Annotated in this window: 12 protein-coding genes; 10 read left to right on the top strand and 2 right to left on the bottom strand. The window is 66.2% G+C overall.

Going from position 1 to position 12098, the window contains the following annotated elements:
* The first annotated feature begins 86 nt into the window (after positions 1 to 86).
* The 3 genes from HZB49_RS09520 (at position 87) to HZB49_RS09510 (ending at position 3905) form a co-directional block, all read left to right on the top strand.
* Positions 87 to 959 (top strand): formylglycine-generating enzyme family protein, encoded by an 873-nt coding sequence (locus tag HZB49_RS09520; RefSeq protein WP_291610461.1) that lies wholly within the window; start codon positions 87 to 89, stop codon positions 957 to 959.
* 27 nt (positions 960 to 986) lie between these two features.
* Positions 987 to 2498 (top strand): SulP family inorganic anion transporter, encoded by a 1512-nt coding sequence (locus HZB49_RS09515; RefSeq protein WP_291610459.1) that lies wholly within the window; start codon positions 987 to 989, stop codon positions 2496 to 2498.
* Positions 2499 to 2612: 114 nt separating this feature from the next.
* Entirely contained in the window at positions 2613 to 3905 is a 1293-nt protein-coding gene (locus HZB49_RS09510; protein ID WP_365857234.1) for a c-type cytochrome, read from the top strand.
* A 23-nt stretch (positions 3906 to 3928) separates the two neighbouring features.
* Here HZB49_RS09510 and HZB49_RS09505 read toward each other — a convergent pair whose 3' ends face one another.
* Positions 3929 to 5293 carry a caspase domain-containing protein gene (locus HZB49_RS09505; RefSeq protein ID WP_291610457.1) on the bottom strand — a complete coding sequence of 455 codons (1365 nt, stop codon included), beginning with the start codon at positions 5291 to 5293 and terminating at the stop codon, positions 3929 to 3931.
* Between the two features lie 87 nt (positions 5294 to 5380).
* Positions 5381 to 7348 carry a 4Fe-4S binding protein gene (locus HZB49_RS09500; protein ID WP_291610455.1) on the bottom strand — a complete coding sequence of 656 codons (1968 nt, stop codon included), beginning with the start codon at positions 7346 to 7348 and terminating at the stop codon, positions 5381 to 5383.
* A 159-nt stretch (positions 7349 to 7507) separates the two neighbouring features.
* On the opposite strand from HZB49_RS09500, the gene HZB49_RS09495 reads away from it, so the two are divergent.
* The 7 genes from HZB49_RS09495 (at position 7508) to HZB49_RS09465 (ending at position 12093) form a co-directional block, all read left to right on the top strand.
* Entirely contained in the window at positions 7508 to 8260 is a 753-nt protein-coding gene (locus HZB49_RS09495) for a biotin/lipoate--protein ligase family protein (protein WP_291610453.1), read from the top strand.
* A complete protein-coding gene (locus tag HZB49_RS09490) occupies positions 8257 to 8799 on the top strand; it encodes a DUF6505 family protein (protein ID WP_291610451.1) in 543 nt (180 codons plus the stop codon). The genes HZB49_RS09495 and HZB49_RS09490 overlap by 4 nt, the downstream gene beginning before the upstream one ends.
* Complete coding sequence (locus HZB49_RS09485) at positions 8796 to 9803, top strand: DUF6352 family protein (RefSeq protein ID WP_291610449.1); 1008 nt, start codon at positions 8796 to 8798, stop codon at positions 9801 to 9803. The genes HZB49_RS09490 and HZB49_RS09485 overlap by 4 nt, the downstream gene beginning before the upstream one ends.
* Positions 9800 to 10309, top strand: coding sequence for a DUF3305 domain-containing protein (locus tag HZB49_RS09480; protein ID WP_291610447.1), 510 nt, complete (start codon positions 9800 to 9802; stop codon positions 10307 to 10309). Before HZB49_RS09485 ends, HZB49_RS09480 begins: the two co-directional genes overlap by 4 nt.
* Positions 10306 to 10932, top strand: coding sequence for a DUF3306 domain-containing protein (locus HZB49_RS09475; protein WP_291610445.1), 627 nt, complete (start codon positions 10306 to 10308; stop codon positions 10930 to 10932). The genes HZB49_RS09480 and HZB49_RS09475 overlap by 4 nt, the downstream gene beginning before the upstream one ends.
* 136 nt (positions 10933 to 11068) lie before the next feature.
* A complete protein-coding gene (locus tag HZB49_RS09470) occupies positions 11069 to 11854 on the top strand; it encodes a molecular chaperone TorD family protein (RefSeq protein WP_291610443.1) in 786 nt (261 codons plus the stop codon).
* 29 nt (positions 11855 to 11883) lie between these two features.
* Positions 11884 to 12093: a twin-arginine translocation signal domain-containing protein gene (locus HZB49_RS09465; RefSeq protein WP_291610441.1), complete on the top strand. Its 210-nt coding sequence runs from the start codon at positions 11884 to 11886 to the stop codon at positions 12091 to 12093.
* Positions 12094 to 12098: the final 5 nt, after the last annotated feature.

The following is a 12098-nucleotide window of genomic DNA, read 5'->3' as shown; positions in this document are numbered from 1 at the left end:
CACATTGTTGTTCGAAGCACGAAGCGTCGCTGAACGGCCACGCGTCGGCCGCCCCTCGCTCCGCTGGCGTTACCCGCCGGGAAGGCATGGTCTGGATTCCCGGCGGGACTTTTCTGATGGGCTCGAATGCCTTCTACCGCGAGGAGCGGCCGGTCCGCCCCGAGACGACGGATGGCTTCTGGATCGACCGCCATCCCGTGACCAACGCCCAGTTTCGCCGCTTCGTCGAGGCGACGGGTTACATCACCTTCTCCGAGCGCACGCCGAGCCGGGAAATGTATCCGGACGCGGCGGAGGAGTTTCTCGTTCCGGGCTCGCTGGTGTTCGTCAAGCCGCCACGGCCGGTCAGCCTGCGAGACCACCGCGCGTGGTGGGCCTATTTGCCCGGCGCGGACTGGCGGCATCCGAACGGGCCGAACAGCTCGATCGCCCAAAGGGACAATCATCCCGTCGTGCACGTCAACTACGAGGACGCCCAGGCCTATGCGGCGTGGGCAGGCAAGGCGTTGCCCAGCGAGGTGGAATGGGAGTTTGCCGCGCGCGGCGGGCTTGAGGGCGCCGCCTATCCGTGGGGCGATGCCGCCAATCCCGAGGGCCGCTATCTCTCCAACACATGGCAAGGGCGCTTTCCCTTCGAGAACCTCGCCGAGGACGGTTTCGAGGGCACTTCGCCTGTCGATGCTTTCCCGCCGAACGGCTACGGGCTGCACGACATGTGCGGCAATGTCTGGGAGTGGACCACCACGCCCTACGCGCCCTCGGGCGGCGCCGAGAAATCCTGCTGCCAGCGCCAGGAACCGGATCCACGTCTGGCGCTGAAGGTGGTGAAGGGCGGTTCGCATCTCTGTGCGCCCAACTACTGCCTGCGCGCCCGACCTGCCGCGCGGCAGGGCGAGAGCGTGGATTCATCGACATGTCACATCGGCTTCCGCTGTGTCGCGCGCGGGCCGGCAAGCTGACAATGCGCAGTTGAACGGGAGAGGGAAATGACCGCGATCTCCGATCGCACGGCGCAGACGGCCGTCGAGGATTCGCCCTCGATCGGCTCGGTGCTGACCTCGCCGCGGGAGTTCACCCGCGAGACGCTGGCGGGCGTCGTGACCGCTCTGGCGTTGATCCCCGAGGTGATCTCGTTCTCCTTCGTCTCCGGCGTCGACCCCAAGGTCGCGCTGTTCTCCTCGGTCGTGCTCGGGCTTGTGATGTCCGTGCTCGGCGGGCGGCCGGCGATGGTGACGGCCGCGGCGGGCTCGATCGCGCTGGTGATCGGGCCGATGGTGAAGACCTACGGCACCGGCTACATCCTGCCGACCATCCTGCTGGCAGGCGTCATCCAGATCGCCTTCGGCCTGCTCGGCATGGCGCGGCTGACGCGCTTCATCCCGCGCTCGGTGATGATCGGTTTCGTCAACTCGCTGGGCATCCTGATCTTCTTCGCGCAGGTGCCGCACATTCTGAACGTGCCTTGGATCGTCTATCCCCTGTTTGCGCTGACGATTGCGATCGTGCTGCTGGCGCCGCGGGTCATCACGATCGTTCCGGCGTCGCTGATCGCCATCGTCATTGTCACCGCGATCGTCATGTCAGGCCATCTCACCGTGCCCAATGTCGGCGGCAACGGCGGCGCGATGGCGCCCGGCCTCCCTGGAATCACGCAATTCACGGTGCCGCTCAATTTGGCGACGCTCAGTATCATCTGGCCGACCGCGCTCAGCGTCGCCTTTGTCGGGCTGCTGGAGACGCTGCTCACCGCAAAACTGGTCGACGACGTCACCGACACCCGCTCGCACAAGGGCAGGGAATCCTGGGCGCTCGGCGTCGCCAATATCGCAGCCGGCTTCTACGGCGGCATCGCCGGATGCGCCATGATCGCGCAGACCGTCGTCAACGTGAAGATCGGCGGCGGACGCTCGCGGATATCCACTGCCGCAGCGGCGATCGTGCTGCTCGTGCTCGTGACCGTGCTGAGCGGCCTGATGGCGCAGATCCCGCTGGTGGCGCTCGCCGCCGTGATGATGATTGCGGCGCTGAAGACGTTCGACTGGCACAGCGTGATGCCCTCGACGCTCAAGCGCATGCCGAAATCAGAGACAGCGGTTCTGGTGACGACCGTGATCATCACGGTTGCAACCGGCAATCTCGCCTTCGGCATCGCCGGCGGCGTGCTGCTCGCCATGGTGCTGTTCGCCCGCCGCGTTGCCCATGTCATCCGGGTCGAGCGCACGCCGAGCGAGGACGGCAGTGCCGTCCGCTATGCCGTGCACGGGCCGCTGTTCTTCGGCTCCAGCAACGATCTCGTCGAGCGCTTCTCCTACGCGCTCGACCCCAAGGAGGTCACGGTCGATCTCACCCATTCCCAGATCTGGGACGCCTCCAGCGTCGCAGCGCTGGATGCGGTCGAGACGAAGTATCGCGCGCATGGCCGCGTCATCACCTTCACTGGCCTGGATCCACGCAGCCTCGCATTCCACGGCCGGCTGACCGGGCAATTGCAGGCCTAGCGAACACATATTCGTCGCGGCCTTGTGATCGCCGGGGCCGGGCCTTCCATGGCGTCCGGCAGTTGTGCAGTATGCGCGCTATCCGCGTTCCCCATCCTGCGAGCAGCCCACGACGTGCCGACAAGACGGATTCCGATCTCTTGCCTCATCGCGGCTGCGTTGCTGGCGGTTGCGCCTGTTGCGCAGGCGCAGCTCGCCGGCCATGGCGGCCCGGTCCGCTCGATTGCGATTTCGGCTGACGGCAAGAACGTCCTTTCCGGCAGTTTCGATACCGCCGCGATCCGCTGGTCGCTGGCGGGCGGATCGGCAGAGCAGGTGCTGCGGTTCCACGCCGATGCCGTCAATGCCGTCGCGTTCCTTGGCGACGGCCGCATGGCAACCGCCGGCGCGGATGCGAAGATCGCGCTGTGGACGTCCGGCCGCCAGCAGCCCGATGAAGTGCTGGAAGGCCATACTGCGCCGATCGTGGCGCTGGCGGTTGCTCCCGATGGCGCAACACTGGCTTCCGCTGCCTGGGACGGCACGGCGCGGCTGTGGCCGCTGCGCGGCGGCGCCAGCCGCGTGCTCGAAGGTCATGCGCAAAACGTCAACGGCGTTGCGTTTACACCTGACGGCAAATCGCTGGTCAGCGTCGGTTACGACCTGACCGTCCGCATCTGGCCGGTGGCGGATGGGCCGCCTGACATCGTCACACTGCCGGCGCCGCTCAATGCGGTCGCGGTCGCGCCCGACGGCGAGATCGTCACCGGCGGCGCGGACGGCAAGGTACGGTTCCTTGCGCCGGGTGCGAAGGAGGCCGGGGAAGCTCAGGCCGGAACCACGCCGATCATTGCGCTGGCAATCTCGCCCGACGGCGCGCGCGTGGCGGCCGCCGGCATCGGCGGCACGGTCAACCTGATCGACCGCAAGACGCGCAGCCTGATCAGCGCGCTGGTGGGGCCGGGACTACCAGTGTGGTCGGTCGCCTTCATGCCTGACGGAGCGACGCTGCTGACGGGCGGCGCCGACGCCACGATCCGGCGCTGGAACGCGCAGACCGGCAACCCCGTCGGTTCGCCGCAGCAGGGGGCAGTGGGCGATCCGCTCGCGGCCTATGCCGGAGATCACGGCGCGGAAGTTTTCCGCGCCTGCGTCGCCTGTCACACGCTTTCGGAAAAGGACGGTCCGCGCGCAGGGCCGACGCTGGCCGGCCTGTTCGGGCGCAAGATCGCCTCGCTGCCGGATTACCGCTTTTCCGAGGCGCTGAGGAACATGAACATCGTGTGGACGCCGGAGACGGTGTCGCAATTGTTCGAGGTCGGTCCCAACGCCTACACGCCCGGCACCAAGATGCCCGAGCAACGCATCGGATCACCGGAGGACCGCAAGGCGCTCACCGATTTCCTTAGCCGCGCGACGGCGAAGTAAGCCGCCATACAGCAAAGCAAATATTATTCGCAGACCACTTTGGTAAATCCGCCGCAGAAGAAATAGTCGCACACCCTCACCGAACTTTCCGGATCCTGGAAGATCGTGGGTGGGCCGGTTTTCCATTCGGAGTCGGTCGCCTTGGCAAATCCCTTCGAGCGGCACCAGTAATTCGCGGCCGGTGCGCCGCAGCCCGTCGGTCCCCACTTCATGCAACGATCGACACGGACGCCGTTGATGGTCGGGTTCTCGAAGACCTTCGGTCCGGCACTGCGCGTCTGGGCCTGCGGCACCAGCGCGACCTTGTCCTGCGGCTTTGGCTCCGGTGCTTTTTGCTCCTGCGGTTTGGGCGCCTGCTGTTCGAGTTCCTTCAGCCTCGCACTCGCCATTTCGCCGTAGATCGTCTTGCCATGGCGCTTGATGAAGGCCTGCAGCACGGCCCGGCTGGTCGTATCCTTGGTTATCGCCCAGGCGCGCTCGGCTTCGCTCGATTGTGGCGGAGCAGGCGGTGTGGCAGGTCCCGTTGCCGGGGGCGGAGCCGAGGAGGGCGCAGCCTGCGGCGGTATCGCAGCGGCGGTCGCGACGGCCGGTGCGAGTACGACTTCGCCGATGAGGGAGGAATGATCCCACGGCAGTTGCCTGTCCCGTGTGGCTGCCAGCACGTCGGCACGGACTCGCGTCATCATGCTGCGGACCTCGAGGCCCGGTGTGGCGACATGCTTCAGCAGCGCCGCGGTGAATGGACTGTTGCGACCGGTGCCGTCGAGCGCCGTGTTGTCCGGCTGCGTCGCGTAGGCGATCATGGTCCCGACCGCGCTCTGGATCGAGGCGAGCCCCCGCCCGACGCTTGCCGACCGGGTATCCCCGAGGGTGCGCGCGAACGAACGCGCCAGCGGATTGTCGCGGCAGGCATCGAGGAACACGAGGTTGACCCGCTTCTCGGCCTCCATCTGCGCCAGCACCTGGTTGACGTTGATCGTTTCAAACGAGAGGTCTCCGGCGCGCTGGAGTTTTGCGTCGATCGGCACCAGATAGTTCTGTCCGCTGACCTGCAAGCCGTGCCCCGCGTAGAAGAACAGCGCGAGGTTGGCGCCGTCGAGCTTGTGACCGAACTCGACGATTTTCTGCTCCATGGTTCGCTTGTCGAGGTCGCGGCCTTCGACGATCTCAAAGCCGATGCTGCGCAGGGATTGCGCGATGTCGGCAGCGTCGTTTGCCGGATTGGCCAGCCGCGGCGCGTTCGAATAGGCGCCGTTGCCGATCACGAGGGCAAGCCGATCGCCCGCGTTGGCGGCTGAGCTGATGAATGCGATTCCACAAGCAAGCAACCAGCACGGCAGCAAGCCGTGTCGCCGCGTGGGTCTTGCCGTGACGCCCCGTCCGAGCATGCCATCTCCCCCGGATGGTTGCGGACATCGTAACGGCTTGGCGATGGTCGCGGAAGGGGCCCGGTAAGGTCAGGCCGGTCTCTTATCTCACTTCTTGTCGCGGTCGCGCAGGTAGTCGTCCGTCGTGCGCGGCACGGGTCGTTCGGGCACGCCGGCAAAGGGATCGAACTGCTGCTCGCTCATGGTGATGACGCGGCAGTCGGCGCACATGCGGATCGCATCGGCGCGGCCGGCGGCGGCCGGGTACATCCAGTGCCGGCCCTCGAGCTTGGCGGCGACCTTCTCGATCGTGCTCTTGACGCCGAACGGCTTGCTGCAGCGGATGCAGAGCGCGGGTTCTTCCTCCTTGATCAGGCGCGCGGTGGCGCGGCTGGCGCGGAAGTCGATCTGCGGCTGCAGCGAAATGACCTTCTCGGGGCAGGTCGCCTTGCACAGCCCGCACTGCACGCAGGCATCCTCGACGAATTTCAGCGCGGGACGGTCGGGATCGTCGAGCAGTGCGCCGGTCGGGCAGGCCGACACGCAGGACAGGCACAGCGTGCAGCCTTCGACGTTGACATTGACCGTGCCTAGCGGCGCTCCCTCGGGGAGCGCGATGATGTCGACCGGCGCGGGCGCCACGCGATGCAGCTCGGAAAGCGCAAAGCGCAGGACGTCGCGCCGCTTGCCGACGGTGCGGAACGTCGCGGGCTGCGCTACGGCTGCTCCCGGATCGAGGTTGTAGAGCGCATCGCCCAGCGCATCGGGATCGTCGGTCTCGATGGTGGCGACGCGGCGGCCGGCAAGGCCGAGGCCCGCAAGGATCGCGTCCGCCATGGCGATGGTCTGCGCCAGCCCCGCGATGTCGTGCAGCGGCTTTGCCCGCAGCAGGAAGCGCACGCCGGCGGCGCCATAGGCAAAGGCAGCGACGATCGCTTCCAGTCCCACTTGCGTGATTTCGTTTACCGCCAGCGGCAGCACGTTCGCCGGCAGGCCATCGCCGTGGCGCGCCAGCGCGTCGATCAGCGCCGTGCCATGCTGGCCGTCGTGCAGCAGCATGACCGGCTTGGTGCCGCCGGCCTGCTGATAGGCCTGCAACATGGCGCGCAGCTTGTGCAGCAGGGCATCGGCCGGCGGCAATGCATAGGAGGCCGCGCTTGTGGGGCAGGCGGCGGCGCACTGGCCGCAGCCGGCGCAAATTTCCGCACTGATCCTGACATGATCGCCGTTGGGCACGATCGCGCCGGTCGGGCAGAGATCGAGACAGCGGTGGCAGCCGGTCAGTTTCGAGCGCGAATGCGCACAGAGCTCGGCGGTGAAGTTGATGTATTGCGGCTTGTCGAAGCTGCCGACGAGGTCGCGCGCCTTCAATACGGCGCGCAGCACCGCCGCCGGATCCTTCGGATCCGCCCGCAGATAGCCGTCGCGCAGGTCGTGGGCGGGGAAGAGCGCTGGGCCGCCGGAGAGATCGAGCACGAGATCGCAACGCGACGTCGCACCATTGCGCGTCGCGTCGAACTCGAACGCGTCGCGCGAGGAGGGACGGGGCGCGGCAAAATTGTCGATGGTGAGCTCGAAGGCGCCGAAATGGCCGCCGGCATTGCGGATGGTTCCCTTGACCACCGGGAATGCGCTGGGCGACGGCGGCGTGATGCCGGACGGGTTCGCGATCATCACGGTGACGTCGAGATGATCGGCGAGTAGCTTGCCGGCCTCGATTGCGGCCTCATCGCGGCCATAGATCAGGATCACGCCGTCACTCGACAGGGTGACGAAGGGAATTTGCGGCACGGGCTCCGCGGCGGCCGCGAGCAGGGCCGCCATCTTCGGCCCGGCGCCCGCGCCTTGCTTCGACCAGCCGGCGGTTTCCCTGACATTGACGAATTCGATCGGCTCCGGGCGCTCGCCGGCTTCATTGCCGAACAGCGGCGCTTCCTGCGTGCAGGCAACGGTCAGCGGTCCTTCCGCATTCGCGGCATCGCGGAACCGGTCGATCTCGGCGCGGCACAAATGCCGGAAGGTCTTGATCTCGCTGTTGCGGCAGCCGCGCTCCACGGCGGCCGTATCCAGCCGCATCGTGTCCTCGCAAGAGCACATCAGTATCTTCCTGGGCGGATGCGCCATGCTCGGCTACTCACTCCCTGAGTTGATTGGAACACCGGATTTGCGGACTCGCCCCGGCCGCCCGGCTCGTATAATCATTCTAAACAGAAAAAAGGAAGCCGGAGCAACCTTTTGCCGACTGCACGAACGCGCGAAACCGTTACCGAACGCATCGATCTGCCGCCGCCTTATACTTTGGTCCGGCTGCGCGAGAGCGGCGAGGCATTTGCGCATGCGCTAGCGATCGCCGGGCAGAGCGGCGCTGGAACCCTGGTCTATGTCGGGCGGTTCGATCTCGCCGAGTTTGCCGTGGTGCTCGAGCCGACCGAATCCCTGCACACCGCGCGCCGCGCCTTCTATGCCGGCATGGTGGCGCTGGCGGATGCGCTGCGCGCCTATGCGCCGCCGAACAAGCCGGTGACGATCGACTGGCCCGATGCGGTCCGCGTCGACGGCGGGCTGGTGGGCGGCGGGCGGCTGGGCTGGCCGAAATCCACGCGTGAAGACGAAACGCCGCCCTGGCTGGTGTTCGGTGCCATGATCCGCACGGTGGCGATGACGGAAACCGAGGCCGGCGTCCATCCGCTCGCCTCCGCCCTGCAGGAAGAAGGCTTTGGCGAGATCGGTGCGGCAGACGTGACGGAGAGTTTTGCCCGCCACCTGATGGTTGCTTTCGACCGCTGGCAGGTCGACGGTTTTTCCAGCCTCGCCCACCAATATCTCGGCCTGATCGAGCGGCAGCCGCAGACCAGCCGGCGCATCGAAGCCAATGGCGATTTCGTGGTGCAGCGGATCGGGGCAGAGAAGGCGACGCCGATCGATCTGGCCCAGGCGCTGGCCAGACCGAGTTGGCTCGATCCGAAGACCGGAGGGCCGCGGCTGTGAAGCTGTTGCGCACCATCGCGCTCGATCCTTCCGACACGTTCGTGTTCGACGCCGCCGCGGAGCCCGGCGACTGGGCGGTGTCGGGCGCTTTCCGCTTCTACGACCGCGACCCGGCGGCACTGACGGGAAAGGACCGCACGGCCTTCCGCGGCGGCTTCCTGGGCGTGCAATCCTGGGGCTGGTCGACGCTGGTCCAGATCGTCCCCGCCACGGAGGACGATCGTCGCGCGCTGGTCGAGCTACTTGCCGGGCAACTCGTGGACAAATTCGGCGCGCCCGACTTTGCGACCGCGCGTCCTGCGGCGGAAGAGGAGGTCGCCTTCGCGGAATCGCTGTGCACACATCCCATTTCCAGCCTGATTGCGGTCCACCGCGCGGTCAGCGATGGCGAGGTGCGGGAATCCTTCCGCCGGCTGCAGTTGAAGGAGGGGCAGGATCGTCACAGCAAGGCGTTCTCGTTCATGGAGATCGACGACGACACCGAGGCGGACCATCAACTCAGTCTTGCCGACATGACTCTGGAGCCGCGGCGGCGATGAACGATTTCTGGATCTCCTGCGGCCATCATCTGCTCGACCGCAACGACAGCGGCGGGCTGGTCGTGACCGACGAATTCCTGAAGGCCTATTTCGTGCGGCCGGAACTGATGCCGCCGGAGGACGCCTGTGCCGTCGAGCGGCGGCTGCATCGTGAGCTGCTGGCAGAGCCGCGCCGCACGGTGGCGGCAAGCGAAGTTGCGGGAATCACCGATGCCGATGCGCGCGAAAACTGGCAATTCGTGCTGGCGTTCCGCGATCTCCTGCTAAGGCATGCAACGCTGGAGGCGGCCTATCTTGCGCTGGTCCGCGCCGGCTCGGTCCATCTGCCGCCGCTGTTCGTCAACCAGCTCGTCCATGTCATCCTGCGCAACGCGCTGGACGGCTGCGAAGACCCCTTCGTGCTGCGCGCCGCCGAACTGTTCTTCCGGACCCAGCGGCTGATGCTGCACGAGAATGCGGCGTTGCTGGGCGATGCCGAGGTGATCGGCGGCACCAGCCCGACGCCGGTGCTGTCGCTGATGTCGATGCTGGGCGCGGTCCATGACGTCGAGGTCGAGGTGCTCGATGAGGACAATGCCGCACATTACTGGCACCGCAGCGACCAGTTCGACATGGGTCTCGATCTCACCGCCGGGCGCCGCGGGCAGGCGGCACTGGCGACCGTGATGACGCGCTGGCTGTCGCATTTGCTGGGGATCGATGTCTCGATCGAGCCGCTGACCGAGCTGCGCGACGCCAGGCTCACCTGGTATGTCGGGCTGGACACGGATGCGACGGCCATCGGCGACAGGCTCTGGCGTGGCGACGCCCTCGACGAGGAGACCAATGGCCGCATCCTCGGGCTTTACCGTCTGTCCTTTGCCGATCCGGCACTGGTGCTGGAGGAAGTGGGGCGCGAACCGATCTATCTGATCATGGCGATGTCCGCGCAGAAGCTGGTGCGGCTGAAGCCGCAGAACCTGCTGACGGGATTGCCAATCCGGCACCTGGAGGCCGCCACATGAGTGCCGCGCCGCTGTCGCAAATTGTGGTCGGCGTCGTCGTCGAGCGCCGCAAGGCGGATTCGCCCTGGATCGATTTCCTGTGGCGCCCCGTCGGCATCTTGCCTGATGCGCCGGACATGGCGGCGTGGAGCGTGCTGCGCGAGGAAGGCGAGACCGTGCTGTTCTATGCCGGCAGCCGGATCATCGAATTCCATCGCTCCGAGACGGCGCGCTACCGCGACAATCTCGCAACCGGTGAACCGATGCTCTGGGTCGTGCTGAGCCCGGCGGAGGGTGAGTGGCCATATACGCTGGCCGCAGTCACAGCCGATCCTGCGGAGGGCGAGGCCTTTACGGAGGCGGGCGCCAATCTCGTCGAGACGGTTGCCATGCCGGACGTCGTGCGGGAGGCGGTTGAAAACTTTGTCGCCGAGCACCACGTCGAACGGGAGTTCGTCAAGCGCAAGCGCGATCGCGCCAATCCGGAAGCGCTCGCGCGCCGTCAACCCGAAGGCGGACAGGAATGAGCGACGAGGAATTCCTCAAGCGCTGGTCGCGCCGCAAGCAGGAGGCCAAGACCGTCGATCAGGCGCCGCTGCCGGCTGAAGCGGCAACGACACCGCCCGTCGCACCGCCTGAGCCCGAGGTTGATCTTTCGCAACTGCCATCGCTCGATTCGATCACCGCGGCGACCGACATCACCGGATTCCTGCGCAAGGGAATCCCCGCCGAGCTGAGCCATGCGGCGCTTCGTCGCGCATGGGCTGCCGATCCCGCCATCCGCGACTTTGTCGGGCTGGCCGAAAATGCATGGGATTTTACCGATCCCGACGCGATCCCCGGTTTCGGTGCGCTGGACGGTACGGCGGAACAGATCGGCGCCATGGTCGAGCGAGTGATCGGCGGTGTGCGCGAAACTGCGGAGAAACTTGCGTCGGAGTTGCCCGAGAAGGAACAAGTTCAACAAAAACCCGATCAAGAGCCGGACGTTTCCGCATCCGCAGCGCTGCCGCATGTTGCCGTCAGCGCAAACTCATCTCCTGATGTGCAGGCGGAACCCGTTGTTGCAGCGCAACCGGAAGCTTCCGATGAAGATGGCGATGTTGAGCCGGTCCGGCGGCGCACGCATGGCGGCGCTTTGCCAAGCTGATGTTTGCGACCAAAGGCATAGTCGCAGGCTATTTCGAATCGATTGACCCCGTTCCGGTGCGCGCCTAGTCTCTTTAGAACAAAACTAAATCCAAAAGCGGGACCAAAATGAATCGGTCGGGGGGACGGAGGTCCATGTGCGGGATCCCGGTCTAGCGCGCGCAATCGACAAGGCAGGCGGCGTCGCCGAACTTGCCCGGAAAATCGGCATTGCCCAGCCTTCGGTTTCCAACTGGAACCGGGTGCCGGCTCAACGTGTGATTGCGGTTGAGGCCGCAACCGGCATTTCGCGTCGCGAGCTTCGCCCGGATATCTACGACGAAAGCGAACGGGCCGCATCCAACCAGGAAATCGATCCCGTCGATGCCGGTCGCGCCCACCAATACCTGTTGCTTGCATCGCTGCTGTCTGCGCCGCCCTCGAAGAAACTGCTTGGCGCGATCGCGAAGCTCGAAGGCGACGATACGCCGCTCGGCCGTGCCCATGCGGCACTCGCCGCGGCTGCGCAGGATGCGGTCGGCAGCGCCGTCGAGCGTGAATATTTCGATCTCTTCATCGGGGTCGGCCGCGGCGAAATCCTGCCCTATGCCTCCTACTATCTGACCGGCTTCCTGCACGAGCGGCCGCTGGCGCGCCTGCGCGGCGATCTCGCGGCCTTCGGCATCGAGCGGGCTGAGAACAATCCGGAGCCTGAGGACAACGCCGCCACGCTGTGCGAGATCATGGCCGGATTTGCCAACGGCCGCTTCGCGGCGTCGCATGAGCAGCAGCGCAAGTTCTTCGACAAGCACATCGCGCCCTGGATGGGCCGGATGTTCGCCGATCTGGAGAAGGCAGACGCCGCGAAATTCTACCGGACGGTCGGCTCGCACGGCCGCCTGTTCATGGAAATCGAAACCGAAGCTTTCAAATTCGCCAACTGACCAGCGCGACCTGGTCCGGGAGGGATACGATGAAGGACGAAAAGAAAACGGCAGTCGGACGACGCGACTTCCTTCGCAAGGTCGGCATCGGTGCCGTCGGCGCGGGCGCGGCGGTGGCCGCACCGCTTGCGGGGTCGGCGCTCGCCGACGGCGAGAACATCGATGAGAAGCGCAAGGCGCGCTACAAGGAAACCGATCACATCAAGACGTTTTATCGCGTCAACCGCTATCCGGGCTGAGGGAG

It is taken from the genome of Bradyrhizobium sp., from assembly GCF_016219575.1.
Taxonomy (GTDB): Bacteria; Pseudomonadota; Alphaproteobacteria; order Rhizobiales; family Xanthobacteraceae; genus Bradyrhizobium.
Note: the sequence above shows the minus strand (reverse complement) of the source record. Positions and strands in the feature narration are given on the sequence as shown.